The organism is Staphylococcus sp. NWU MK-U1, assembly GCF_033283505.1.
Lineage (GTDB): Bacteria > Bacillota > Bacilli > Staphylococcales > Staphylococcaceae > Staphylococcus > Staphylococcus haemolyticus.
Genome location: NZ_JAVSMG010000001.1, coordinates 78,143 through 104,118, shown reverse-complemented (window position 1 = coordinate 104,118; position 25,976 = coordinate 78,143). Strand labels below are relative to the sequence as shown.

The following is a 25,976-nucleotide window of genomic DNA, read 5'->3' as shown; positions in this document are numbered from 1 at the left end:
ATGAAATTTGCTGTTCTCGTATTCCCAGGATCTAATTGTGATAGAGATATGTATAACGCAGCGATTAAGTCAGGTGCGCAAGCAGATTATGTTGATTATCGTGAGACATCATTGGAAGGTTACGATGGTGTATTAATTCCTGGTGGTTTTTCATTTGGAGACTATTTACGTTCAGGTGCAATGGCGAGTGTAGCACCAATAATTAACGAAGTAAAGCGCTTGGCTAATGATGGCAAACCCGTTCTAGGTGTATGTAACGGATTCCAAATTCTCACTGAGATTGGTTTATTACCTGGTGCATTACTCCATAATGATTCTCATTTATTTATTAGCAGAAATGAAAATCTAAAAATTGCCAATAATCAAACTCCTTTTACAAATTTGTATGGTGAAAATGAAATTGTAGTTTATCCAGTAGCGCATGGCGAAGGTCATTATTATTGCACAGATGACATATATAACGAATTAGTTGAAAATAATCAAATTATCTTAACATATGAAGATAATCCAAACGGCTCTCATGAAAATATTGCAGGTATTGTAAATAAAGCAGGAAATGTTTGCGGAATGATGCCACACCCTGAACGTGCGCTTGAAAAAATTCTTGGAACTGACAGTGGCGTGAAATTATTTGAAGCAATGGTTAATAGTTGGAGGGAACAAAATGTCTAAGTTTATCGAACCTAGTATCGAAGAAATTAAGCTTGAAAAATTATATCAAGATATGGGCTTAAGTGACGCAGAATATAACAAAGTTTGTGAAATATTAAGAAGAGAACCTAATTTTACAGAGGTAGGCATCTTCTCGGTTATGTGGAGTGAGCACTGTTCTTATAAGCACTCTAAACCATTCTTAAAACAATTTCCAACTACTGGTGAGCATGTCTTAATGGGACCAGGTGAAGGCGCAGGTGTTGTGGATATTGGTGATAATCAAGCAGTAGTATTTAAAGTTGAATCACATAACCATCCGTCAGCTATCGAACCTTATCAAGGTGCTGCAACTGGTGTAGGTGGCATCATTAGAGATATCGTATCAATTGGAGCTAGACCAATCAATCTGTTAAACAGTTTACGTTTCGGTGAATTGTCAGTTAAACAGAACCAACGTTTACTTAAAGGTGTAGTACGTGGTATTGGCGGTTATGGAAATTGTATCGGTATACCTACAACAGCTGGAGAAATTGAATTTGATGATCGTTACGATGGAAATCCATTGGTTAATGCCATGTGTGTAGGTGTTATTGATCATGACATGATTCAAAAAGGGACTGCTAAAGGTGAAGGTAACTCAGTCATTTATGTAGGGTTGAAAACAGGTCGTGATGGTATTCATGGTGCAACTTTTGCATCTGAAGAGTTAACTGAAGAAAGTGAAAGTAAACGACCATCTGTTCAAATTGGTGACCCTTTTGTAGGTAAAAAATTAATGGAAGCCACATTAGAAGCGATTACTTTCGACGAATTAGTTGGTATTCAAGATATGGGTGCCGCTGGTTTAACATCTTCATCATCAGAAATGGCAGCTAAAGGTGGCAGTGGTCTTGAATTACATTTAGATCAAGTGCCAACACGAGAATCAGGTATTTCACCTTATGAAATGATGCTTTCCGAAACACAAGAAAGAATGTTATTAGTAGTTGAAAAAGGTACTGAACAAAAATTCTTAGATTTATTTGAAAAACATGAACTTGATAGTGCAGTAATTGGTGAAGTAACAAATACTGACCGCTTCGTACTTAAATATGAAGATGAAGTATTCGCGGATATACCGGTTCAATCACTTGCAGATGAAGCGCCGGTCTATGTTTTAGAAGGTGAAGAGAAAGAATATAACACATCTAAAAATGACTATAGCTCTATAAATGTCGAAGAAACATTCAAGAAACTTCTAATACATCCAACGATTGCCTCAAAACATTATTTATATGAACAATATGATCAACAAGTTGGTGCCAATACTATCATTAAACCAGGTTTACAATCTTCAGTTGTTCGTGTTGAAGGTACGAATAAAGCTGTAGCCTCTACAATTGATGGTGAAGCGCGTTATGTGTTTAATCAGCCTTATGAAGGTGGAAAAATGGTCGTAGCTGAAGCCTATCGCAATTTAATAGCAGTAGGTGCAACACCACTTGCTATGACGGATTGCTTAAATTATGGCTCTCCTGAAAAGAAAGAAATCTATCAGCAGTTAATTGATTCTACGAAAGGTATGTCAGAAGCGTGTGAAGTATTAAAAACACCGGTAGTTTCAGGTAACGTATCACTCTATAACGAAACACGTGGCACATCCATTTTCCCAACGCCTGTCGTAGGAATGGTAGGTTTAATAGAGGATATTGATTATCTGAAAGATTTCCATCCTGAAGCTGGTCATAAATTATATTTAGTTGGTGAAACAAGAGATGACTTTGGTGGTAGTCAAGTTGAAAAATTATTATATGGTAAAGTCAATCATGAATTTGAAGCGATTGATTTAAGCGATGAAGTTAATAAAGGAGAAGCAGTCAAGAATGCGATTAGAAGTGGCGTAGCTTCTCACGTACAAACAGTTGGTAAAGGCGGTTTATTGATCACTTTAGCGCGTATCAGTGCTCATTATGGTTTAGGATTAGAAGCTTCAATTGACCTTTCAGATGCACAATTGTTTAGTGAAACGCAAGGTCGATATATTATTGTGGTTAAAGAAGGACAGACGTTAAATATTGAGGGAGCAGTAGAAATTGGTCAATTAACAGATGTTGATGAATTTAAAGTTTCTAATGCTCAAAGTTCGATTGTTGATAAAGTCTCAGAGATTAAAGAAAGTTGGGAAGGAGCAATTGCACAATGTTTAACTACAGTGGATTAAACGAAGAATGTGGTGTGTTCGGCATTTGGAATCATTCAGAAGCCGTTCAATTAACATATATGGGACTTCACAGTTTACAACATCGTGGTCAAGAAGGTGCAGGTATTGTTGTATCAGATGGAGAAGTTTTAAAAGGTGAACGTGGTCTTGGATTGTTAACAGAAGCAATTAAAGGTGATCAAATGGATCAACTCAAAGATGGACACAACGCCATTGGCCATGTTCGCTATGCCACATCAGGTAATAAAGGGATTGAAAATATACAACCATTTTTATATCACTTTTACGATATGAGCGTTGCGATTTGCCACAATGGTAATTTAATTAATGCCCAGACGTTACGTCAATATTTGGAAAAACATGGTGCAATCTTCCATTCTTCATCTGACACTGAAGTGATTATGCATTTAATACGCAGAAGTAAAGCACCAACTTTTGAAGAAGCTTTAAAAGAGAGCTTGCGACAAATTAAAGGCGGATTCACATTTGCAATACTTACTAAAGATGCATTATATGGAGCAGTAGATCCTAATGCCATCCGTCCACTGGTAGTAGGTAAAATGCAAGATGACACGTACATCTTAGCTAGTGAAACATGTGCCATTGATGTATTAGGTGCTGAATACGTGCAAGATATCCATGCCGGAGAATATGTTGTTATTAATAATGAAGGTATTGAAGTGAAATCATATACGAGTCATACAAATACAGCAATTTCAGCTATGGAATATATTTATTTCGCTCGTCCTGATTCTACTATTGCTGGCAAAAATGTTCATGCTGTTCGTAAAGCATCTGGAAAAAAATTAGCACAAGAAAGCCCTGCAAATGCAGATATGGTTATTGGTGTACCCAACTCATCATTATCAGCTGCAAGTGGGTATGCTGAAGAAAGCCACCTACCTTATGAAATGGGGTTGGTGAAGAACCAATATGTAGCTCGCACATTTATCCAACCGACTCAAGAGTTAAGAGAACAAGGTGTCCGCGTTAAATTGTCGGCAGTCAAGGATATCGTAGAAGGTAAACGAATTGTTTTAGTTGATGATTCAATTGTGCGTGGAACAACGAGTAAACGTATTGTCAGAATGTTAAAGGACTCCGGAGCTAAAGAGGTTCATGTAAGAATCGCTTCTCCAGAATTTATGTTCCCAAGCTTTTACGGAATAGATGTTTCAACGACTGCTGAACTCATTTCAGCAAGTAAGTCACCTAAAGAAATTTGTGATTATATTGGTGCAGACTCATTATCTTATTTAAGCGTAGACGGTCTAATTGAATCGATTGGATTAGATTATGACGCACCTTATAGTGGTTTATGTGTAGAGAGCTTTACAGGTGATTATCCAGCAGGACTATTTGATTACGAAGATAAATATTATAAGAACTTAAGTCAACGTCAACAGGATTATATTAATAATCATAAACACTACTTTGATAGAGAGGGTAATATTCATGTCTAAAGCTTATGAACAATCAGGTGTTGATATTCATGCAGGTTATGAAGCGGTTGAGAGAATGTCTAGTCATGTTAAACGAACAATGCGTAAAGAGGTACTAGGTGGTTTAGGTGGATTTGGTGCTACCTTTGATTTATCTCAATTAAATATGAAGGCGCCTGTACTAGTTTCTGGTACAGATGGTGTTGGTACTAAATTGAAATTGGCAATTGATAATGATAAACACGACACAATCGGAATTGATGCAGTAGCGATGTGTGTAAATGACATTTTGACTACTGGTGCTGAGCCATTATATTTCTTAGATTATATTGCAACGAATAAAGTTGTTCCGGAAGTAATCGAACAGATTGTTAAAGGTGTAAGTGATGGATGCGAAGAGACTAACACTGCACTTATTGGTGGAGAAACAGCTGAAATGGGTGAAATGTATCATGAAGGAGAATATGACCTTGCCGGATTTGCTGTTGGAGCAGTCGAGAAAGACGACTATATTGATGGATCAGCAATAAAAGAAGGTCAAGCCATCATTGGTTTAGCCTCTAACGGAATACATTCAAATGGTTATAGCTTAGTACGTAAATTAATTAGAGAATCTGGTATAGATTTAAATGACGATTTTGATGGTCGTACGTACTTAGAAACATTTTTAGCCCCAACGCAATTATATGTTAAACCAATTCTTGCTTTGAAAAAAGCTATTCAAATTAAAGGAATGAATCATATCACTGGTGGTGGTTTCTATGAAAACATTCCACGTGGATTACCTGATGGATTAGCAGCAAAAATTGATACAAAAGCTTTTCCTACACCAAAAGTATTTGATTGGTTACAACAACAAGCTAATATTGGAACGAATGAAATGTACAATGTCTTTAATATGGGTATTGGTTTCACAGCCATAGTAGATAAAAAAGACGTTGCACAAACACTTGATATCTTAAAACAACAAGGTATTTCTTCTTACGAAATAGGTGAAATTATTGCCAATGCAGAGTCACCCATTTTACTTGAGGGGGTAGAATAGTGACTAAAGTAGCTATATTTGCATCTGGATCAGGTAGTAATTTTGAGAATATTGTGCTAAAAGCAGATAAAGGGGAGCTTAACAATATAGAAATTACTTCTTTATATACTGATCATCACGATGCATATTGTGTTGAACGAGCCAAACAATTAAAAGTAGCAGTTAATATAAATGAGCCTAAGAATTTCACTACTAAAGCAGATTACGAACAACATTTAATAGAACTATTAAAGCGTGAAGAAGTTGAGTGGATAATACTTGCTGGCTATATGAGATTAATTGGACCTGATTTATTAGACGCTTACGAAGGTAAAATTTTAAACATACATCCATCACTATTACCGAAATATAAGGGGAAAGATGCTATTGGACAAGCGTTTAATAGTGGCGATAAGATAACTGGTTCAACTGTACATTATGTTGATAGTGGTATGGATACGGGAGAAATTATTGAACAACGACAATGTGATATAAAACAGGACGATACTAAAGAGAATTTGGAAGAACGTGTAAAGCGTTTGGAGTATGAACTTTATCCAAGTGTTATAGCTAAAGTTATTAAATAAGGAGTTAATCTAATCATGAAAAAAGCAATTTTAAGTGTCTCAAACAAAAGTGGAATAGTGGAGTTTGCTAAATCTTTAATCAAATTAGATTATGAATTATATTCAACTGGAGGAACTAAAGGTGCTTTAGAAGATGCTTCTGTACCGGTGAAATCTGTTTCAGAATTAACACAATTTCCTGAAATTATGGACGGACGTGTTAAAACATTACACCCGGCAGTACATGGTGGCATTTTAGCAGATCGTGATAAACCTGAACATTTAGAACAGTTATCAGAACAACATATTGATTTAATCGATATGGTAGTAGTTAACTTATATCCATTCCAAAAAACAGTCGCAAAACCGGGTGTAACAGAAGCAGAAGCAATTGAAAACATCGATATTGGCGGACCTACAATGTTACGTGCTGCAGCTAAAAACTTTAAACATGTGACTACAATTGTACATCCAGCTGATTATAATGAAGTCATTGAGCGCATAAAGGAAGACCGACTCGATGAGGATTTCCGTAAAGAATTAATGATTAAAGTTTTTGCACATACGAACGAATATGATCATGCCATTGTAAGTTTCTTCAAAGGTGATAGTGAACAATTAAGATATGGTGAGAATCCACAACAATCAGCGCGTTTTGTACGTACTTCAAATAGCAAACACACAATTGCAGGTGCTAAACAATTACATGGTAAAGCTTTAAGTTTTAACAATATTAAAGATGCTGATTCTGCACTTTCACTTGTTAAGAAATTTAAAGAGCCTGCTGCCGTTGCAATTAAACATATGAACCCTTGTGGTGTTGGTATTGGCGACAATATTGAAACTGCATTTAAACATGCTTATGAAGCAGATAACCAATCTATCTTTGGTGGCATTATCGCATTAAATAGAACAGTAACTGCTGATTTAGCCGAAACATTACATGCTATATTTTTAGAAGTAGTGATTGCTCCAAGATTTACTGATGAAGCTTTAGACATTTTAACTAAAAAGAAAAACATACGTCTATTAGAAATAGATATGACTATTGATAATCGTGAAGAAGAATTTGTTTCAGTTTCAGGTGGTTACTTAGTTCAAGATAAAGATAATTTTGAGGTAGCTAAAGAAGATATGAAAGTAGTAACTGAAAAAGTGCCAACTGATGATCAATGGGATGCAATGCTACTAGGTTGGAAAGTGATTCCATCTGTTAAAAGTAATGCTGTTATATTGAGTAATACCAAACAAACTGTAGGCATTGGTGCAGGTCAAATGAATCGTGTTGGTTCAGCCAAAATTGCTTTAGAGCGTGCTATAGAAATGAATGACAATGTTGCTTTAGTATCAGACGGCTTTTTCCCAATGGATGATACGGTTGAATTAGCTGCAAAACATGGTGTCAAAGCCATCATACAACCGGGTGGATCAATTAAAGATCAAGACTCAATAGATATGGCGAATAAATATGGTATTGCCATGGTGACTACAGGCATGCGTCACTTTAAGCATTAATTAATCATTCAAAATAACGGAAGGGGTAATATTAATGAATGTTTTAGTTATCGGAGCAGGTGGTCGAGAGCATGCTTTAGCAAATAAATTGCATCAATCACCGTTAATTGATCAATTACACGTAATTCCAGGTAATGATGCTATGGGTAATGTTGCAAGTGTGCATACTGAGATTGCAGAGTCTGATCATGAGTCAATCTTAAACTTTGTTAAAGAAAATAAGGTTGAATGGGTGGTTGTTGGTCCTGAACAACCATTAATTGATGGTTTATCTGATAAATTACGTCAATCAGGAGTTAAAGTGTTTGGTCCTAATAAGGATGCAGCTCAAATTGAAGGATCTAAGCTGTTCGCTAAAAAAATTATGCAAAAATATAATATTCCAACAGCAAAATATAAAGAAACTAATAACAAAACAGATGCGCTGGCGTATGTAAATCATTGTGATTTACCAATTGTAGTTAAAAAAGATGGTTTAGCTGCTGGTAAAGGTGTAATCATTGCTGAAACACGTGAAGACGCAATTAATGCAGTTGAAACACTTTATCCTGAAGAACATGGTGAAGTGGTCTTTGAACAATTTTTAGAGGGTGAAGAATTTTCATTAATGACTTTTATTAACGGGGATTATGCAGTTCCATTTGATTGTATTGCGCAAGACCATAAACGTGCTTTTGATAATGATGAAGGACCAAACACTGGAGGAATGGGTGCATATTGCCCGGTGCCACATATTACTGAAGATGTCTTAGAACGCACGAATAAAGATATTGCACAGCCTATTGCAAAAGCGATGAAAGCTGAAGGTTATGATTACTTTGGATTACTTTATATTGGTGCTATTTTAACGTCAGAAGGCCCGAAAGTAATTGAATTTAATGCGCGCTTTGGTGATCCTGAAGCTCAAGTTTTATTAAGTCGTTTGGAAAGTGATTTAATGGCTCAAATTGTTGCTTTAGATCGTAAAGAACCTATTCTATTTCAATGGCAAGAAGATTTTGTTGTAGGAGTTATGTTAGCTTCTAAAGGATATCCAGGCGCTTATGAAAAAGGAGCTAAAGTAACAGGCTTTGAATTAAATGATACTTATTTTGTGAGTGGATTGCGTAAAGAAGATGATGCATTTGTTACTTCAGGAGGCAGAGTTATATTAGCTGTTGGAAAAGGAGAAACAATTGAAGAAGCGCAAAAAGCAGCCTATAATAATGTAGAAAAAATTAAGAATGATAATCTATTTTATCGTAATGATATTGGGAATAAAGCATTGAATAAATAAAAGTAAAAAAATAGGGCGTATCCTGATGAACAGTGATACACCCTATTTTTTTATGAGGTATAACCTGATACACGAGCATCAGTAATCCCAGTGATAGGGAAGTATTGTGAAAGATAAAATGCGATGATTAATATGGCCACAACACAAATTACAAATAAAATATCTTTATAAGAAAACGGTGCTTTATAATAATATGTTCTTGGGCCATCTTTGAAGCCTTTAGATTCCATAGCAACAGACAGTTGATGCGCACGACGGATATTTTGACTTAATATTGGTATCAATAAATGTTTTAATCGTTTTAGGCCTCTATAATTTGAAGCATCAATTATTTGATAACGCATTTTCAATGACCGTCTTAATTGAATTAATGAAGTGAAAATGAGAGGCACCATTCTAATTGCAGCCATAAATGCATATGCAATTTTTGGTTTTACTTTTAAATGTTGCATCAAACTGTAAAAAATCATTACAATTTCGGATGTCAATGCTAATAAAATACCAAACATAGAGACTGTTATAGTTCTTAGTGATAAATGTAAACCACGTACGATGCTTTCAGTACTAATTTGAATGATCCCCCATTTAAATAACATATGCGTACCATCACCATAAAGAATCATAAATAATGATGATAATAAGGCAAATAAGACAGAGGCTAAAATAAATGCACCGGTGATTTTAAATTGAGTCCCATTAAATGCCATTAAAAAAATAAACATAATTATTGTTATATAAATCATATAATCAAAATTGTGAACGAAAATAATGAAAATAAATAATGATACACCAAGTAAAAGTTTTGTAATGATATTAACGTCATCTACAAAGGAATAATGTTTCTTCCAACGTTCAAACATTTGATTCACCTTCCTTCTCGATGAGTTGGTTGTCTTCAACTATTAAACGACGTGTTGGATAACGATGTATGATTTCAGGATCGTGAGTAACCATAATAATGGTTTGTCCATTAGAAACTCTCTCTTGGAATAGTTCAATTAATTGAAATGTATTATGGCTATCAAGTCCAAATGTAGGTTCATCAAGTAAAATGATTTCTGCTCGTGAACTAAGTGCAGTTGCCACACTAAGTCGTCGTTTTTGTCCCATAGATAATTCAAAAGGATGTTGATTTTTAACAGCTTCTAAATGTAATAACTTTAATAGTTTCATCGTTTCTTTTTCAGCGATTGATGGTTCTTGATGATTATAATGAATATATATTTCTTCATAAACTGAATTTGTTATAAATTGTAATTCTGGGTTTTGATAAACTAAATACATATGTTGAGCTGCGTCTTTAATTTTCTTTAACGTAGTATTTTTATATGACATAACGCCTTCATACTTTATTAGTTGCATCATGGATTCTAATAATGTTGTTTTACCTGTACCATTTTTTCCTGTAATAGTAATCCATTCTCCTGAACGAACAGTTAATTCGGGTACTTGGAATAAATGTTTTTTTCCTCGAATAATATTACCATTTTTGTAGGCAAATAGCGTTTCATCTGTACTAGGTGAAAATTCAGTTGATTTTGGGGCATGGTCCCAAGCTTGTGGGTGCCATACACCAAATTCTGTGAGTAAACTTTCGCAATTTTTCAACACATAATCTGGTGTTCCATCTGCTATGATTTGTCCTTCATAATTCATTAAAATAACTCTATCCACGTGTTCCCAGATGTGTTCAACTTTATGTTCTACTATAAGTACAGTTTGATCAGACCATAGTTGAATAAGTCTTTGCCATAAATCAGCTGTAGCATCTACATCTAACATGGCAGTTGGTTCATCTAAGAATAATGTATTAGCTTCTTGTAAAATAGTTTCTACAATAGCGAGTTTTTGTTTCATGCCACCACTTAAATGATTGACAAAAGTATTATCAGTAACATTTAAATCAACAGAAGCAAGAGCTTCTTCAATGAGTGGATCCATTTGACTACGTGGTACTTGTTTGTTTTCAAGAACGAATGCAAGTTCCTCATACACTTTAGGCATACAAAATTGAGTATCTGGATCTTGAAAAATGACGCCGGAGTGTGAGTCAATTTCAAGTTCATCATACTTCATCGGTAATTCAATTAGATTTGGAACGATACCACTTAATACATTAAGCAATGTGCTCTTACCAGATCCAGAAGGACCTAGTAAAAGCACTTTTTCTTTATCTTTAATTTCAATATTTAAATTATCGAAGATTTTACGTTCGCCGTTAGGATATTTTAGACGTAAATTTTTCGCTTTTAACACTTTAATTTCCCCTTATAGGTTGTCGTAGTCTTTTTGAGATGCAGGGCGGAATAATTTCGTTACACCTGTTTGATCTAATGCTTTAACAATCAGATAAGATAATAAACCTGCGATTACAATACCACTAATAGAACGGAAGATAATGAATAAAAGAAGGTTCCATCCTGCTACTTCAGCTAAATAGCCATAATAATAATCAACTGGGAATGATATTAAAGCAGTTGCTAATCCTGCTAATACAGCAACCATTAATGATCTAGATTTATATTTGAAAATAGCAAAAATAATTTCACAAGCTAAACCTTGAAGAATAGCATATACAATTGTAGGAATATCAAATTTACCCATAACGATTGTTTCACCAGCGCCTGCAGCAAATTCTGCAATTAGTGCAATACCAGGCTTAGGAATTATTAAATACGCAACGATAGCTGCCATAAACCAAACGCCATAAGTTAATTGCTCAATGTGAACACCGGCAACTTGGGCCACATTATATGCAAACCACCATAAGTTATAAATAATAGCAAATACTACTGCTATCAGAACAGTTACTAATATTTCTGAAAGCTTTAAACCTTTTGACATGTTATTTCCTCCTAAAAAAACGCACAACCATCCGTAGAAAGTTGTGCGTGAATTTAAATAAAATGCTATATGTATTTACCACAATTATTTATATTAGCAACACTTTCCTACGCTAGTTTTAACTAGTTCAGGTTCAAAGGGTTCGAGGGTAAACCTCATCTCAGTATACACACCCCTAGTGCGTTTTATATTTAATTTATTTTAAATGTATGACTTTTAAGATTTAATGTCAAGATGATTTTGCTAAGTTACAAATAAAAAGGGGGAGTAGATTTGGTTTTACTCTGAATCCGCTATTCCCTAATACACTTAACTGTTGAAATCTCTAAAATATTTAAACCTTGTATTAAAAACAAAAAACTGAGAAAAGCTCGAAAAGAGCGTTCTCTCAGTTTTAGTTAACAACTACTTTTTAGCAGTGTAGCGGTTAAATATTATATTGTTCTCAACTTCAGTGAATTGAGATTTCTTAATAATTAATCTAAAGTGTCTTGAACATCTTTTTTAGTTTGCTCAATATCATCTGATTTTTCTTCGTTTTGTTCTTTTAATTTTTCTTCAACTTCTTTTGCTTTTTTAGCATCTTCGTTTGTCATAATTAACACTCCTTGATAGATTAATAATTACATTTTAAATTTACCCATATAAAAGTAGGATAAACTTATATAGGTCTCGAGATGTATTTTATTGTTTAATAAAGACAAGATGAACATCTTACTATATAATGAATTTTGAGGTGAACAGTATGTCTTTTCTTAAGAAACACACCGAGATAATTTTTAGTTATATTATCGGTATCGTTTCACTCTTCACGGGTCTCATAATATTAATAAACTTACCTTTAATCAATCAATTAAAAGATAAAGAAAAAGTTGAATTGAAAATTCATAATTTATGGGATTTTCTTAATGCATTCTTCAGTGAAATAATTAGAGTGATGAGTAGGTTCATAGGCAACTTTCCTATTATTAGTGCAGTCATAATTATTCTGTTTGGTATTCTTGTAATGCTTATTGGATACGCATTATTTAGAACTACGAAATATGATTACGACATCTCAATTTTCTTTTTAATTATTGGGATTTTATACTTCCTCATTTCAATTACTTTAATGACTCAAGTGTACGGTTTTTGGGCAATTATCTTTATTATTCCTTTTATAATTCACACAGGCTACATTGTATATAAAGATGAACTTAATGTTGCTAATAGAAAAAGCCATTATCTATGGATTATCTTTTCATACGGAATAAGTTATTTAATTACTCAAATTTCTCTGTACGGTAAAATTGATGCCAATGAAATTGCACCAATAGATATCTTAAGTGTAAATACATTTTTCTTAGTTATGTGGTTATTAGCGCAAGCTTCAATTTGGAATTTCCTATTCTTAAGAAGAGCTTTACCACTAACTAAAGAAGAATTGGGTGAAGAAGAACCAGAATTATCAAGAACAAGTAAGGGAAATGTTTCGAATCAGTCTAAAGTTCATTTTAAACAACTTCAAGATAAAACATCAGAATATGCACGTAAGACGAGAAGAAGTGTCGATTTAGAAAAAATCAGATCAAAACGTGATAAATTTAAAAATAAATTCAAAAATGTATTTAACATTGAAGAAGATGATATACCAAATTGGATGAGACGTCCTAAGTGGATTAAACCAGCATATGTAGAAATATTCTGTGGCTTCATTCTATTCTTATTTACATTTATCGAATTTAATAACAGAAACGCATTGTTTGTTTCTGGTGAATGGGAACTATCTCAAACGCAATATGTTGTTGAATGGGTAACATTGTTATTGTTAATGTTTGTAATCATTACATACATTGCAACTACATTTACACATTTCTTAAGAGGTAAATATTATTATTTACAATTATTTATGATTAGTATTCTATTCTTTAAATTGTTAACTGAATTCGTAAACATTATGATTCATGGATTATTATTATCAATTTTTATTACTCCAACACTAATCTTAATGTTGATGGCGGTTATTATCGCATTTACGTTACAATTGAGAGAAAGACCTTAATTATTTCAAATTTTACTTAGGTGGAAGCGTGAAATCTATGGTGACAAAATAGACTTCGCGATCCACCTTTTTTGTTTATGTTATTTTGTGTAATGACAAATTCATATTTGTTAAAATGATAACGAATAATATTTAGAAATTTTTATAAACTTAAAACTACAAAAGCATTCAAATTAGGAGCGTTTACAAATGAAAATAGCAACTTTAAATAGAGGTAAGGAATCAAAGTATTTAAATCAATATCCACTTGTGGATGAAGATGATATTTATAAGAATGATCATTTAAAAGAAGGCGATTTATTTTATCTTATGAACGGTCAAGAACAGTACATTGCGACTGCATATGTAGGACGTCAACATAAAGGTTTAGGCTGGGTATTGAGTTATGATCAAAACGAAGTCATTAATACTTCTTTTTTCGAGAAACAATTTCAAATTGCATTACAAGAGCGTGATTATTACTATCACATTGAAGGTACTAATGCGTTTAGACTATTTAACGCTGAAGGCGATGGTGTTGGAGGTTTAACAATCGATAATTACGATGGTCACTTATTGATTCAATGGTATTCAAAGGGGATTTATAAGTTTCGCTATAATGTCATTGAAGCCATTCAACAAGTATTTCCATTTAAGTCAATTTATGAAAAAATGCGTTTTAAAGACTCTGAATACACCGGTGGACATGTACTCGGTGAAACACCTGATTTTCCAATAGTTATTGAGGAGAATTTTACATTTTACAATATAGACTTAAATGATGGTTTGATGACAGGTATATTCTTAGATCAAAAAGAAGTACGCAAGAAATTACGTGATCATTTTGCAAAAGAGAAAGATATACTAAATTTATTTAGTTATACAGGTGCATTTTCAGTAGTAGCTGCTCAAAATGCTAAATCAACGACAAGTGTGGATTTAGCCAACCGTTCACGTAGTTTAACTGAAGAAAACTTTGGTTTAAATGGTATTGACCCTAAAAGTCAATATATATATGTCATGGATACATTTGATTTTTACAATTATGCTGCACGACATGGCAAAGTATACGACACAATAGTTATTGACCCACCAAGTTTTGCAAGAAATAAGAAGAAAACATTCTCAGTACAAAAGAATTATGATGATTTAATTAATGGTGCATTAAATATACTTGCTCCAAATGGCTCGTTATTATTATGTACAAATTCAAGTGCTTTCTCATTAAAAGCATTTAAGAATGTTATTAAAACAACACTTAACGAAGCGGGTGTAACTTACGATATTGAGGAAGTAATGGGCTTACCTAAGGACTTTAAAACACATCCGCACTATAAACCCTCAAAATATTTAAAAGCTGTATTCATTAATGTCAAGCATTAAATAATAAAAAGTGGGTATAAATGTTTAATGAATGAATTATGAAAGGTGTGTCTATTAATGGGCATTATGAATAGATTTTCAAGTGGAGTTACAAATAAAGTTGGCAATAAAGTTTTAAACATTGAAGAAATTAAAGAAAAAAGTATTTTACCAACAACGAAAGAAGAAATAGCTGAGCGCAGAGCTAAAGCAGAAACAATTGTGAAGAAGAAGTCACTTTTATCTTCAGGTATGAGTGTAGTACCAATTCCAGGATTAGATTTCGGTGTAGATATTAAATTAATGAGAGATATTATTGAAGATATTAATAAAATTTATGGTTTAGATCACAAACAAGTTAATACACTTGGCGATGATGTGAAAGAACGAATTCTTGCAGCAGCTGCTATACAAGGTAGTTCATTTATTGGTAGAAAAGTGTCTAGTGCAGTACTTAAAGTGATTATTAGAGATATGGCAAAACGTGCTGCAGCAAAACAAACTAAATGGTTCCCAGTTGTGGGACAAGCTGTCTCAGCATCAATAAGCTATTATTTCATGAATAAACTTGGACGTGAACATATCGAAAAATGTGAAAAAGTGCTTCATGATATTATTTAAATTGAAAATGTTGTAGTATAATTGAAGTGAGCTTAGTGATAAAGCTAAAATAATTATCATACAAATTTGTCTTAAAATATCATTTAAACCGAAGTTGTTATAGGGATTTTAATTAGTGTTTTGTGCATATTGTAAGTAAGTAAAAAATATTGAAGATTAGAATCTAATTTATACAATTTGAAACACTTGTTTATTTCTATAAAAACCGATTATAATAGTTTTTCAATCCTATTAGAATTGAATTTAGTATTATATTTTGGTAGTGTTATGGTATAAAATTATGTTAGATTATGACAAATTTGAATATTCTAACTTTGCGAAGGAGAAATAGATTATGGAACAAAAATCTTATGTAATTATCGATGAAACTGGTATTCATGCACGTCCTGCAACTATGTTAGTTCAAACTGCATCAAAATTTGATTCAGATATTCAATTAGAATATAACGGTAAGAAAGTTAACTTAAAATCAATCATGGGTGTAATGAGTTTAGGTGTAGGTAAAGATGCTGAAATTACTATCTATGCTGATGGAAGCGATGAAGCAGACGCAATTCAAGCTATCAGTGATGTCTTATCTAAAGAAGGTTTAACTGAATAATTATGTCAAAATTAATTAATGGTATTGCGGCATCAGACGGTGTCGCAATTGCTAAAGCTTATTTATTAGTAGAACCTGATTTATCATTCACTAATGAAAAAGTCACTGATACTGATGCTGAAATCCAAAAATTCAGAAATGCGTTAGAAGCTTCTAAAATTGAATTAACTAAAATCAGAAATAATGCTGAAAAACAATTAGGTCCTGATAAAGCCGCAATCTTTGATGCGCATTTATTAGTACTTGATGATCCAGAGTTGATTCAACCAATCGAAGACAAAATTGCGAACGAAAAAGTGAGTGCCCCAGAAGCGCTTGATGAAGTAACTTCACAATTTATTACAATCTTCGAATCTATGGATAATGAATACATGAGAGAGCGTGCAGCAGATATTAGAGACGTATCTAAACGTGTGCTAGCACATCTTTTAGGTGTTGAATTACCAAACCCAAGTATGATTGATGAAAGTGTTGTTATCGTTGGTAACGACTTAACGCCTTCAGATACTGCACAATTAAATAAAGAATTTGTTCAAGGTTTCGTAACAAATATTGGTGGTCGTACGAGCCATTCAGCAATTATGAGTCGATCATTAGAAATTGCTGCAGTTGTTGGTACAAAATCAGTTACTAAAGAAGTTAAACAAGGCGATATGGTTATCGTTGACGGAATCACAGGTGACGTTATTGTTGACCCTACAGAAGATGAGTTAATTGCTTATCAAAACAAACGTGAACGTTTCTTTGAAGATAAAAAAGAATTACAAAAATTACGTGATGCTGAAACGGTAACAATCGACGGTGAATATGCTGAATTAGCTGCTAATATCGGTACACCTGATGATTTATACGGTGTAATGGAAAATGGTGCTGAAGGAATCGGTTTATATAGAACTGAATTCTTATATATGGGTAGAGATCAAATGCCAACTGAAGATGAGCAATTTGAAGCCTATAAAAAAGTGCTAGAAACAATGAAAGACAAACGAGTTGTAGTTCGTACATTAGATATTGGTGGCGATAAAGAGTTACCTTATTTAAATCTACCTAAAGAGATGAACCCATTCTTAGGTTACAGAGCAATTCGTCTATGCTTAGATCAACAAGATATTTTTAGAACACAATTACGTGCATTATTACGCGCGTCAGCATACGGTAAATTAAACATTATGTTCCCAATGGTAGCTACAATCAATGAATTCCGTGATGCTAAAGCCATTCTTTTAGAAGAAAAAGAAAACCTTAAAAATGATGGTCATGACGTTTCTGATGAAATTGAGTTAGGTATCATGGTTGAGATTCCATCTACAGCTGCTTTAGCTGATATCTTTGCTAAAGAAGTGGATTTCTTCAGTATTGGTACTAATGATTTAATTCAATATACTATGGCAGCTGACCGTATGTCAGAACGCGTTTCATACTTATACCAACCTTATAACCCAGCAATTTTACGCTTGGTTAAACAAGTCATTGAAGCTTCTCATAAAGAAGGTAAATGGACTGGTATGTGTGGTGAAATGGCTGGAGATGAAACAGCTATTCCATTACTATTAGGTTTAGGATTAGATGAATTCTCAATGAGTGCGACATCTATCTTAAAAGCTAGAAGACAAATTAATGGTTTAAGTAAAAATGAAATGTCTGAATTAGCTAATCGTGCAATTAATTGTGCTACTCAAGAAGAAGTAAAAGATTTAGTTAATAACATTTCTAAATAATGATGTATTCGAAACACCTTAACTTTAGTTGAGGTGTTTTTGTATTACAAAATAAAAAACCTAACAACTAAATAGTTCCTTTTTAGTGTTAGGTTATTAGTGTGATGACTTTATGATTTAATGTGACACTTAGTGTTGATTTTATCCAAGTCAACTTGATACATTGGTTCACCATCTAAGAGTATAAAAGGTGTGGCAAATGCATCGTAATCAATCATCTCTGAACGATACTCATTATTCGAGATATTTTTTTCAATGTAATCCACCTTGTGTTCTGTAAGATAATTTTTTACAAATGTACAAGGCGGGCAATCATTTTGAGTATAAATAACTAATTCCGTCAATTTAGTTCACTCCCAATTTGGTTATTATCATGAAAATTACTATATAAAATTTTTGATTCAATTGCGTACTGTGAAAATTATGTGAATTAATTATTAAAAATCTTTCTTAAATTTAAGCAAAAGGATTTAGTTAGAAATTAGAACATAATATAATTTAAATTAATTGCTTTTTAAAAATTAGATATAGAAAAGGTGATAAAATTATGGATTCCGTTGAAATTAGTCGTTTCCTAACAGGTATGACTCTAGCAGTACATATCATCTTTGCGACTGTCGGTGTTGGTATGCCTTTAATGTTCGCAATCGCAGAATTTTTAGGAATTAAAAACAAGGATCCTAAATATATAGCACTAGCTAAGCGTTGGTCGAAAGGTTATACCATTACTGTGGCTGTTGGTGTTGTAACTGGTACGATTATCGGTTTACAATTATCATTAATTTGGCCAACATTTATGAAAATGGGTGGGCACGTGATTGCTTTACCTTTATTTATGGAGACTTTTGCATTTTTCTTTGAAGCTATTTTCCTTAGTATTTATTTATACACATGGGATCGCTTTAAAAATAAATGGACACACTTCATTATTAGTATACCAGTCATCATTGGTGGTTCATTCTCCGCGTTCTTTATTACTTCTGTAAACTCATTTATGAATACACCTGCAGGTTTTGAAATGAAAGATGGCAAAATGGTTAATGTACAACCACTTGAGGCAATGTTCAATTCATCATTCCTAGTTAGGGCGTTTCATGTAGTAGCTACAGCAGGTATGACAATGGCGTTTATTCTTGCATCTATTGCGGCTTTTAAATTATTGAAAAATAAATACAACAAAGATGCAGAATATCATAAAAAGGCCTTAAAGATGACTATGATTGTTGGTTTCATATCAACATTATTGTCAATGTTAGCTGGAGACTTATCTGCTAAATTCTTACATCAAGTTCAACCAGAAAAACTTGCAGCTTACGAATGGCATTTTGATACACAATCTAAGGCTGATTTAGTATTTTTCGGAGTTTTAAATGAAAAGACTCAAGAAGTTGAAGGTGCAATCAAGATTCCAGGTATGCTTAGTTTCTTGGCGGATAACAATGTAAATACTAAAGTAGAGGGTCTTAATGACTTCCCTAAAAATGAATTACCTCCATTAATCGTTCATTATTTCTTTGACTTAATGGTAACGATGGGTGTGTTATGTTTTGTTATTTCAGGAGCCTTTATTTTAACTTTAATGATTAAAAAACTGCGTAAATACGTTACGCATAAAGGTATGCTATATGCAGTTCTTCTAACAGGGCCAGCTGCTATGTTAGCAATCGAATTTGGATGGTTTTTAACTGAGGTAGGTCGTCAGCCATGGATTGTTAGAGGTTATATGCGAGTAAGTGAAGCTGCTACTCAGGCAGGAGGAATAACACTTGTAACAATTCTATTCGGACTACTTTATCTAGTATTACTTTTTACATCTGCATATGTTTTAATTCGCATGTTCAAAGACAAACCTGCTCAAGATGATGTAGATAAAGTCATTGAAAAAGGAGGTCATGCTTAATGGATTACACAACTATAGGTATTACCGTACTTTGGACTTTCTTATTCTTATATATCATTGTTGCTTCAATTGACTTTGGTGCAGGTTTCTTTACCTTACACACAAAATTAACTGGGGAAGAGAAAAAGATAAATCACTTAGTAGAGCGTTACTTAAATCCTGTTTGGGAAGTTACTAATGTTTTCTTTGTTTTCTTCTTTGTCGGATTCGTAGGATTTTTCCCTGATTCAGCGTTATACTTTGGTACTGTGCTATTAGTTCCTGGTTCAATTGCGTTGATTTTAATTTCTATTAGAGGAAGCTTTTACGCGTTTGAACATTATGGTCAGGATACTAAATTACCATGGATTATCATGTATGGACTTACAGGTTTGTTAATACCAGCATCATTGGCAACGGTATTAACTATATCAGAAGGTGGCTATATTACTGAACGTGGCTCACATTTTGATTTAGATTGGTTTCAATTATTACTAAGTCCATTTGCATGGTCAGTCGTCTTTCTAGCAATCATAAGTGTATTATATATTTCTTCTGGATTTTTAACATATTATGCTTCGAAAGCTAAAGACGAAGTAGCTTATAAATATATGCGACAATGGTTTATTTTCTGGGGACCTCCAATGATTATTATTTCTCTATTTGTTTTCTTATCTCTAAGAATTCAAAATGCAGATCATTTTAATAATGCAGTTCAAAATTATTGGTGGATGTATGCATTAAGCTTTATTTGTTTTGTAGTAGCCGGAATTTTAAACTTCATCAAGAAATATCATGGTCTAGCATTTATCATGGTTATATTACAAATGGCATTCGCTTTTTATGGATACGGAATAAGCAAATTACCTTACTTGTTATATCCCTACATCAAAGTAAGTGATTCAGGTGTTAATGCTTCAATGGGCTTAGCACTAGTGATTGTATTTATTTTAGGTTTACTTTTATTAGTTCCATCGTTAATATTATTATTAAGATTATTTGTATTCGATAAAGAATATGTTGAAGGTAAAAAATAATTAAAATAATAAAAGGGGGCTGAAATGATTAACATCTATGTACATTAACTTGGTTAGTAGTAATCTACATGATGTCGATTGTTTCAGCTTTTTCCTTATTTTTTTATAGATAGGGGTAGCCATTAAATGGAGAAAGAATATGTTGTTATTGGGTTAGGCCGATTTGGTGGAAGTATTGTAAGAGAATTAAATGCATTAGATATGGATGTTATGGCAATTGATAGGGATGAGGCACGTGTCAATGAATATAGTGATATTGCAACGCATGCTGTAGTAGCTGATACTACAGATGAAGCAGTGATGAAAAGTTTAGGTATACGTAACTTTGATCATGTTATAGTAGCGATTGGTGAAAATATTCAATCTAGTACATTAACTACGCTAATTCTCAAAGAGTTAGGTGTTAAGAAAGTTACAGCTAAAGCTCAAAATGATTATCATGCTAAAATTTTAAATAAAATTGGTGCGGATACAGTTGTCCATCCTGAAAGAGATATGGGACGACGAATCGCTCATAATGTCGCAAGTGCTAGTGTTTTAGATTACCTTGAATTGGCAGATGAGCATTCACTAGTTGAATTAAAAGCAAGCGAAAAAATGACAGGCCAATCGATTATTGATTTGGATATTCGTGCGCAATTTGGAATTAATATAATAGCAATTAAACGAGGCAAGGAAATTGTTGTATCGCCAGACCCGTCTATGAATATAGAATTTGGAGATATATTGATTATGATCGGACACGATAATGATTTAAATCGTTTTGAAAAGAAAATTGTAAGATAAATGTTGCATCACAACTATTAAATGACTACTAAATAAAAAGCTATTGATTTCATATTTAGTAACATTGATATTTGTGATGTTTTTATAAACAGTTAGAAGAATTTAAAAATCAGCAACATATTTTAAGAATAAGATGATGGAGTGATGATTCTACTAAATGAGATATGTATTAATAGTATTAGGAATAGTATTTACTGTAATCGCGTTCATAGGGGCAGTATTACCATTACTACCTACGACACCTTTTCTAATTTTAGCAGCGATTTGTTTTACTAATAGTTCCCGGAAATTCAAAATATGGCTTGAAAGCACTCAAATTTATAAAAATTATGTTGAAAATTTAAAAAAATACAAAGGGTATACTATGAAAGAAAAAATAAGAATACTTATAAGTTTATATATAGTAGTTGGTTTTTCTATTTTTATGATTTCAAACTTATATATTCGAATTGGATTAGTGATAATGGTCGTGATTCAAACAATTGTATTATTTACATTTGTTAAAACGTTGCCAGCAAATTTTAATCAAGAGAAAGATTCATAGATGAAATTCCATAAAAAATCCGTAAATGAATATTATAATTCATTTACGGATTTCTCTATGTGAAGTGCATCATTATATTTAATCTTCGTTTACTTTCATAATTACAGGTAAAATCATTGGGCGACGAGCAGTTTTATCGTATAGATAAGGTTGTAATGTCTCAATGATTGAAGATTTAATTTGATGCCATTGAATATTTGGATTAGCATTTAATTTAGAAATTACGTCGGTTTTAATTTTGCGTTGAGCGTCATAAATTAATTGACCTGATTCACGCATGTACACAAAACCACGAGAAATGATATCTGGACCTGAAAGTAATTTATTAGTGTTGAAATCAATACTAACCACTACAATGACTAATCCTTCTTCAGATAATAATTTACGATCACGAATTACAACGTTACCTATATCACCAATTCCACTACCATCTACTAACACATTACCAGAAGGTATGCGACCGGCTTTACGAGCAGAGTCATGTGTTAATGCGAGTACATCACCGATATCAAAGATAAAGACGTTCTCTTCTTTAACACCACAGTCGACACCCGTTTGTCCATGCGCTTTAAGCATACGATATTCACCGTGTATTGGTAAGAAAAATTTCGGTTGAATCAAGCGAAGCATAAGTTGTTGATCGCCTTGAGAACCGTGACCTGATGTATGGATATTTGAAATTTTACTATGGATAACATCAGCACCAGCTTTATATAATGCATTAATCGTGCGATTGATACTCTTAGTGTTACCTGGAATAGGTGATGAACTAAATACAACAGTATCATCAGGTATAATTTTAATTTGCTTATGAGTTCCATTTGCAATTCGTGATAAAGCCGCCATCGGTTCACCTTGAGATCCTGTACATAAAATTAGTAATTCATGTTTTGGAATGTTGTTAATCTTATTTGGTTCAACAAAAGTTTCTGGCGGTGCTTTAATATAGCCTAATTCCATACCGATTTTAATATTATTTTCCATGGAACGACCAAATGTTACTATTTTACGATTGTATTTAATAGCAGCCTCAACCGCTTGTTGTACACGGTAAATGTTAGAAGCAAATGTAGCAAATATGATACGTCCTTTACAGTTACGGAAAATTTTATCTACATTTTGACCTACTTCACGTTCACTTAATGTGAAATCAGGTACTAATGCATTTGTTGAGTCAGATAATAGACATAATACGCCTTCTTTACCCAATTCTGCCATTTTAGCAATATTCGCAGGTTCGCCTACAGGAGTGAAATCAAATTTAAAGTCACCTGTATGAACAATCTTACCTTCAGGTGTATCAATTATTACACCATAAGCTTCAGGAATACTATGTGTAGTTAAGTAAAATGATATTTCAAAGTGTTTAGACTTAATAACACTATCTTCTGTAATCTCATTTAATGAAGCATTACGTAATAAGTTGTGTTCGTCTAACTTGTTGCGAATTAATCCTAATGCTAATGGACCGCCATAGATAGGTACATTAATTTGCTTTAATAGGTAGGGCACACCACCTATATGGTCTTCATGTCCATGTGTAATGAATAGACCGACAATTTTGTCTTGATTTTGTTCGAGGTAAGTGTAATCAGGAATTACATAATCAATCCCTAATAAATTATCATCAGGGAATTTTATTCCGGCATCAATGATAACAATTTCATTTTTATATTCGATAGCATAAGTGTTTTTACCGACTTCACCTAAGCCACCTAAAGCATATACACCTACTTCGTTAGCATGTAATTGCTTCATTATTGAGCATTCTCCACGTTAAAATGATCAGAATGTTCTTTTTCATATTCTAAATGTGCGCCCTCTAATTTAGTAATGAATTCGATATTGTAATTGCGGTCTTTTAAATAACGTCTTACTTGTTCTTCTGTTTCACCTTCAACATAAATCGTATTTGTGTTTTCACGAACGATTACTTCGTCTTTATTATGTTGGAAAAATACTTTAAATACTGCCATATTGGATAGTTCCTCCTAAATTTAAACATCTAAATTGATTATATTAATCTGAACCCTAATATATTAACTTGATACATCAAATCTTGTTGATTACGACAATAGGAATTGCTTCATAAATCATAAATAAGAAGATAAATTTATCTGTATAAATAATGATTTTAAAGTCACTTGATGATTGTCGACCTAGTGATATACATTCATAGAAATATCTTGTAAATTTGACTCTCAAGCTTTCACTAAGGTAATTGTTAATGTCGTTCATTATTTGAAAATTAGCGTTAAACTAAGATTTCAGTTACTACTCATTTTACCTTATGTATATAAATAAATAAAGCAGTTTATATCTCTTCATTACTTCATCAACGTTATATATTTTTTAAAAATTATTAAAAGTAATAAATTCAATTTAACAACCATAATACAAATAAAAAACTCAAACTAGTTCCATCATTGAAAATAGTTTGAGCAAAATAAAATTGTTAAAAGTTATACTTCAACAGAATCAGGTAGTGGAGTTAATGGATTATCTTGATCAATATAGTCATAGAACATAACACCATTTAAATGATCAATCTCATGTTGGAATATAATTGCTGGGTAACCTTTTAATCTCAATTTAACTTCGTTACCATCAATGTCTAACGCTTTAATTGTTACTCTGAAATGTCTATGAACTAAACCAGGGATATTTTCATCCACACTTAAGCAACCTTCTCCAGTAGGTAAATAAGCACGTTGAACACTGTGACTCATAATTTTAGGATTAACTAGCATATAGTCATATGCTTTTCCATTTCCATCATCAGGTAAATAGACAGCAATCATTCGTTTTGAAACATTAATCTGTGGGGCGGCTAGACCTACACCAGAACGTAAACCATATTTTTTTGCAATGTCATCATCTTGACTATTAATTAAAAATTGACGCATTTCTTTTAATGTACTTTTATCTTCATTAGAAAGAGGTAAACTTACGTCTTCAGCTTTAGCACGTAACGTAGGATGACCATCTCTTATAATATCTTTCATTGTTAACATGTCATACACCTTCCTTACAATAAAATATAACAGAAAAATGAATAATAAGTACATTATCTTATTTCATTTGATTTATAAAGTATAATTCTATATTATTACAGTCGAATGACTACTAGGAGGTTTACACTCAATGAAATTACGTAAAACAGTTGCGGTAGTAGCAGCATCAACTATTTTATTAGCAGGCTGTACAACAGATAAAAAAGAAGTTAAAGCGTATAATGAAAATATTCAAAAAGCTTTTGATAAAGAGCAATCAATCAATAGCATTAGCAAAAAATTAAACTCACTTGAGGAAAAGAAGCAAGGTTTATATAAAAAAGCTAATAGTGATAACGAGGATACTCGTAAGAAAGCTGCTGATGATATTCTTGAAAATATCAAACAGAGACAAGAAACATTCGATAAAGAAGTATCAACTTTAAATGATTCTGAAAAACAGTTTAAAAAAGGCGAGTCACATATTGATGAAATTAAAAGTGATGATAAGAAAAAAGAAGTTAAACAATTAGACGATGCTGTAAAAAATAAATATAAAGTTCATGATGAATATGCAAGTGCGTATAAAAATGTCTTGGAAAAAGAAAAAGACTTGTTCGAACTTATTAAACAAGATGGTGTAACTCAATCGCAAGTTGATGAAAAAAATGATGCATTGAATAAAGCTCAGAAGAATTTCCAAAATAAATTTAAAGATTATTCAAAAGCTATGAACACAGTTAATAAAGAAAAACAAGATGTTGATAATCTGTAGCAATATAAGCATTAGTACAGATTAGTTGATTGGAATGATACAGTTGTAAAAAACTGTATCTTTTTTAGTAATACAGAACTTTACTAAAATATTTAACAGTATAAATAAATTGTGGTACA

Annotated in this window: 25 protein-coding genes and 1 riboswitch; of the genes, 17 read left to right on the top strand and 8 right to left on the bottom strand. The window is 32.7% G+C overall.

The window, feature by feature from the left end:
• From purQ to purD, 7 genes are read left to right on the top strand one after another with little or no spacing between them, the layout of a single operon-like run.
• Entirely contained in the window at nt 1–672 is a 672-nt protein-coding gene (purQ, locus tag SBL16_RS00505) for a phosphoribosylformylglycinamidine synthase I (protein ID WP_033079948.1), read from the top strand.
• The gene (gene purL / locus SBL16_RS00500) at nt 665–2,854 is read left to right on the top strand and encodes a phosphoribosylformylglycinamidine synthase subunit PurL (protein ID WP_107611312.1); all 2,190 of its coding nucleotides are present in this window, start codon (nt 665–667) and stop codon (nt 2,852–2,854) included. Before purQ ends, purL begins: the two co-directional genes overlap by 8 nt.
• The gene (purF, locus tag SBL16_RS00495) at nt 2,833–4,317 is read left to right on the top strand and encodes an amidophosphoribosyltransferase (RefSeq protein WP_107611311.1); all 1,485 of its coding nucleotides are present in this window, start codon (nt 2,833–2,835) and stop codon (nt 4,315–4,317) included. Before purL ends, purF begins: the two co-directional genes overlap by 22 nt.
• A complete protein-coding gene (gene purM / locus SBL16_RS00490; RefSeq protein ID WP_107611310.1) occupies nt 4,310–5,341 on the top strand; it encodes a phosphoribosylformylglycinamidine cyclo-ligase in 1,032 nt (343 codons plus the stop codon). Before purF ends, purM begins: the two co-directional genes overlap by 8 nt.
• Complete coding sequence (gene purN / locus SBL16_RS00485; protein WP_037535564.1) at nt 5,341–5,907, top strand: phosphoribosylglycinamide formyltransferase; 567 nt, start codon at nt 5,341–5,343, stop codon at nt 5,905–5,907. The genes purM and purN overlap by 1 nt, the downstream gene beginning before the upstream one ends.
• A gap of 15 nt (nt 5,908–5,922) precedes the next feature.
• Nucleotides 5,923–7,401 carry a bifunctional phosphoribosylaminoimidazolecarboxamide formyltransferase/IMP cyclohydrolase gene (gene purH / locus SBL16_RS00480; RefSeq protein WP_107611309.1) on the top strand — a complete coding sequence of 493 codons (1,479 nt, stop codon included), beginning with the start codon at nt 5,923–5,925 and terminating at the stop codon, nt 7,399–7,401.
• A 34-nt stretch (nt 7,402–7,435) separates the two neighbouring features.
• On the top strand, nt 7,436–8,677 hold the full coding sequence (gene purD / locus SBL16_RS00475; protein ID WP_107611308.1) for a phosphoribosylamine--glycine ligase: 1,242 nt from the start codon (nt 7,436–7,438) through the stop codon (nt 8,675–8,677).
• 50 nt (nt 8,678–8,727) lie between these two features.
• On the opposite strand, the gene SBL16_RS00470 is transcribed toward purD, so the two are convergent.
• From SBL16_RS00470 to graF, 4 genes are all read right to left on the bottom strand, one after another.
• Complete coding sequence (locus tag SBL16_RS00470) at nt 8,728–9,537, bottom strand: energy-coupling factor transporter transmembrane component T family protein (RefSeq protein ID WP_107611307.1); 810 nt, start codon at nt 9,535–9,537, stop codon at nt 8,728–8,730.
• Nucleotides 9,530–10,933, bottom strand: coding sequence for an ABC transporter ATP-binding protein (locus SBL16_RS00465; RefSeq protein ID WP_107611306.1), 1,404 nt, complete (start codon nt 10,931–10,933; stop codon nt 9,530–9,532). Before SBL16_RS00465 ends, SBL16_RS00470 begins: the two co-directional genes overlap by 8 nt.
• Before the next feature lie 12 nt (nt 10,934–10,945).
• Nucleotides 10,946–11,521 (bottom strand): ECF transporter S component, encoded by a 576-nt coding sequence (locus SBL16_RS00460; protein WP_053017839.1) that lies wholly within the window; start codon nt 11,519–11,521, stop codon nt 10,946–10,948.
• An 87-nt stretch (nt 11,522–11,608) separates the two neighbouring features.
• Nucleotides 11,609–11,708, bottom strand: a riboswitch (TPP riboswitch).
• A 289-nt stretch (nt 11,709–11,997) separates the two neighbouring features.
• On the bottom strand, nt 11,998–12,117 hold the full coding sequence (gene graF, locus SBL16_RS00455; RefSeq protein ID WP_107609884.1) for a glycopeptide resistance-associated protein GraF: 120 nt from the start codon (nt 12,115–12,117) through the stop codon (nt 11,998–12,000).
• Between the two features lie 149 nt (nt 12,118–12,266).
• On the opposite strand from graF, the gene auxA reads away from it, so the two are divergent.
• From auxA to ptsP, 5 genes are all read left to right on the top strand, one after another.
• Complete coding sequence (auxA, locus tag SBL16_RS00450) at nt 12,267–13,562, top strand: lipoteichoic acid stability factor AuxA (protein WP_107611305.1); 1,296 nt, start codon at nt 12,267–12,269, stop codon at nt 13,560–13,562.
• 189 nt (nt 13,563–13,751) lie between these two features.
• Nucleotides 13,752–14,924, top strand: coding sequence for a class I SAM-dependent rRNA methyltransferase (locus SBL16_RS00445; RefSeq protein WP_107611304.1), 1,173 nt, complete (start codon nt 13,752–13,754; stop codon nt 14,922–14,924).
• Between the two features lie 57 nt (nt 14,925–14,981).
• The gene (locus tag SBL16_RS00440) at nt 14,982–15,524 is read left to right on the top strand and encodes a DUF697 domain-containing protein (RefSeq protein ID WP_107611303.1); all 543 of its coding nucleotides are present in this window, start codon (nt 14,982–14,984) and stop codon (nt 15,522–15,524) included.
• A 334-nt stretch (nt 15,525–15,858) separates the two neighbouring features.
• Nucleotides 15,859–16,125, top strand: coding sequence for a phosphocarrier protein HPr (locus SBL16_RS00435; protein WP_011276148.1), 267 nt, complete (start codon nt 15,859–15,861; stop codon nt 16,123–16,125).
• A 2-nt stretch (nt 16,126–16,127) separates the two neighbouring features.
• Nucleotides 16,128–17,843 (top strand): phosphoenolpyruvate--protein phosphotransferase, encoded by a 1,716-nt coding sequence (ptsP, locus tag SBL16_RS00430; protein WP_107612281.1) that lies wholly within the window; start codon nt 16,128–16,130, stop codon nt 17,841–17,843.
• Between the two features lie 110 nt (nt 17,844–17,953).
• Here the strand turns inward: ptsP and SBL16_RS00425 are convergent, their stop codons facing one another.
• Nucleotides 17,954–18,187: a glutaredoxin family protein gene (locus SBL16_RS00425; RefSeq protein ID WP_011276145.1), complete on the bottom strand. Its 234-nt coding sequence runs from the start codon at nt 18,185–18,187 to the stop codon at nt 17,954–17,956.
• A gap of 203 nt (nt 18,188–18,390) precedes the next feature.
• Between SBL16_RS00425 and SBL16_RS00420 the strand changes: the two genes are divergently transcribed.
• The 4 genes from SBL16_RS00420 to SBL16_RS00405 all read left to right on the top strand — a co-directional run bounded on the left by SBL16_RS00420 (nt 18,391) and on the right by SBL16_RS00405 (nt 22,089).
• The gene (locus tag SBL16_RS00420) at nt 18,391–19,743 is read left to right on the top strand and encodes a cytochrome ubiquinol oxidase subunit I (protein ID WP_016930740.1); all 1,353 of its coding nucleotides are present in this window, start codon (nt 18,391–18,393) and stop codon (nt 19,741–19,743) included.
• The gene (locus SBL16_RS00415) at nt 19,743–20,759 is read left to right on the top strand and encodes a cytochrome d ubiquinol oxidase subunit II (protein ID WP_107612282.1); all 1,017 of its coding nucleotides are present in this window, start codon (nt 19,743–19,745) and stop codon (nt 20,757–20,759) included. The genes SBL16_RS00420 and SBL16_RS00415 overlap by 1 nt, the downstream gene beginning before the upstream one ends.
• Nucleotides 20,760–20,885: 126 nt before the next feature.
• Entirely contained in the window at nt 20,886–21,545 is a 660-nt protein-coding gene (locus SBL16_RS00410) for a potassium channel family protein (RefSeq protein ID WP_011276142.1), read from the top strand.
• Between the two features lie 157 nt (nt 21,546–21,702).
• Nucleotides 21,703–22,089, top strand: a complete 387-nt coding sequence (locus SBL16_RS00405) for a YbaN family protein (protein WP_053017963.1) — start codon at nt 21,703–21,705, stop codon at nt 22,087–22,089.
• Nucleotides 22,090–22,167: 78 nt separating this feature from the next.
• On the opposite strand, the gene rnjA is transcribed toward SBL16_RS00405, so the two are convergent.
• The 3 genes from rnjA to def all read right to left on the bottom strand — a co-directional run bounded on the left by rnjA (nt 22,168) and on the right by def (nt 25,103).
• Entirely contained in the window at nt 22,168–23,847 is a 1,680-nt protein-coding gene (gene rnjA / locus SBL16_RS00400) for a ribonuclease J1 (RefSeq protein ID WP_037535591.1), read from the bottom strand.
• Nucleotides 23,847–24,065, bottom strand: a complete 219-nt coding sequence (locus tag SBL16_RS00395) for a DNA-dependent RNA polymerase subunit epsilon (RefSeq protein WP_002448185.1) — start codon at nt 24,063–24,065, stop codon at nt 23,847–23,849. Before SBL16_RS00395 ends, rnjA begins: the two co-directional genes overlap by 1 nt.
• Nucleotides 24,066–24,551: 486 nt before the next feature.
• The gene (gene def / locus SBL16_RS00390) at nt 24,552–25,103 is read right to left on the bottom strand and encodes a peptide deformylase (protein WP_107612284.1); all 552 of its coding nucleotides are present in this window, start codon (nt 25,101–25,103) and stop codon (nt 24,552–24,554) included.
• A gap of 130 nt (nt 25,104–25,233) precedes the next feature.
• Here def and SBL16_RS00385 point away from each other — a divergent pair, with 130 nt between their 5' ends.
• Nucleotides 25,234–25,857, top strand: coding sequence for a YkyA family protein (locus tag SBL16_RS00385; RefSeq protein WP_037535598.1), 624 nt, complete (start codon nt 25,234–25,236; stop codon nt 25,855–25,857).
• Nucleotides 25,858–25,976: the final 119 nt, after the last annotated feature.

Coding starts and splice junctions, on each gene's coding strand:
- purM (WP_107611310.1), top strand. CDS start 4,310: ATGTCTAAAGCTTATGAACAATCAGGTGTTGATATTCATGCAGGTTAT.
- purL (WP_107611312.1), top strand. CDS start 665: ATGTCTAAGTTTATCGAACCTAGTATCGAAGAAATTAAGCTTGAAAAA.
- purD (WP_107611308.1), top strand. CDS start 7,436: ATGAATGTTTTAGTTATCGGAGCAGGTGGTCGAGAGCATGCTTTAGCA.
- def (WP_107612284.1), bottom strand. CDS start 25,103: ATGTTAACAATGAAAGATATTATAAGAGATGGTCATCCTACGTTACGT.
- SBL16_RS00415 (WP_107612282.1), top strand. CDS start 19,743: ATGGATTACACAACTATAGGTATTACCGTACTTTGGACTTTCTTATTC.
- rnjA (WP_037535591.1), bottom strand. CDS start 23,847: ATGAAGCAATTACATGCTAACGAAGTAGGTGTATATGCTTTAGGTGGC.
- SBL16_RS00405 (WP_053017963.1), top strand. CDS start 21,703: ATGAGATATGTATTAATAGTATTAGGAATAGTATTTACTGTAATCGCG.
- SBL16_RS00460 (WP_053017839.1), bottom strand. CDS start 11,521: ATGTCAAAAGGTTTAAAGCTTTCAGAAATATTAGTAACTGTTCTGATA.
- SBL16_RS00470 (WP_107611307.1), bottom strand. CDS start 9,537: ATGTTTGAACGTTGGAAGAAACATTATTCCTTTGTAGATGACGTTAAT.
- purQ (WP_033079948.1), top strand. CDS start 1: ATGAAATTTGCTGTTCTCGTATTCCCAGGATCTAATTGTGATAGAGAT.
- ptsP (WP_107612281.1), top strand. CDS start 16,128: ATGTCAAAATTAATTAATGGTATTGCGGCATCAGACGGTGTCGCAATT.
- SBL16_RS00445 (WP_107611304.1), top strand. CDS start 13,752: ATGAAAATAGCAACTTTAAATAGAGGTAAGGAATCAAAGTATTTAAAT.
- SBL16_RS00410 (WP_011276142.1), top strand. CDS start 20,886: ATGGAGAAAGAATATGTTGTTATTGGGTTAGGCCGATTTGGTGGAAGT.
- SBL16_RS00440 (WP_107611303.1), top strand. CDS start 14,982: ATGGGCATTATGAATAGATTTTCAAGTGGAGTTACAAATAAAGTTGGC.
- graF (WP_107609884.1), bottom strand. CDS start 12,117: ATGACAAACGAAGATGCTAAAAAAGCAAAAGAAGTTGAAGAAAAATTA.
- purH (WP_107611309.1), top strand. CDS start 5,923: ATGAAAAAAGCAATTTTAAGTGTCTCAAACAAAAGTGGAATAGTGGAG.
- SBL16_RS00385 (WP_037535598.1), top strand. CDS start 25,234: ATGAAATTACGTAAAACAGTTGCGGTAGTAGCAGCATCAACTATTTTA.
- auxA (WP_107611305.1), top strand. CDS start 12,267: ATGTCTTTTCTTAAGAAACACACCGAGATAATTTTTAGTTATATTATC.
- SBL16_RS00420 (WP_016930740.1), top strand. CDS start 18,391: ATGGATTCCGTTGAAATTAGTCGTTTCCTAACAGGTATGACTCTAGCA.
- SBL16_RS00395 (WP_002448185.1), bottom strand. CDS start 24,065: ATGGCAGTATTTAAAGTATTTTTCCAACATAATAAAGACGAAGTAATC.
- SBL16_RS00435 (WP_011276148.1), top strand. CDS start 15,859: ATGGAACAAAAATCTTATGTAATTATCGATGAAACTGGTATTCATGCA.
- purF (WP_107611311.1), top strand. CDS start 2,833: ATGTTTAACTACAGTGGATTAAACGAAGAATGTGGTGTGTTCGGCATT.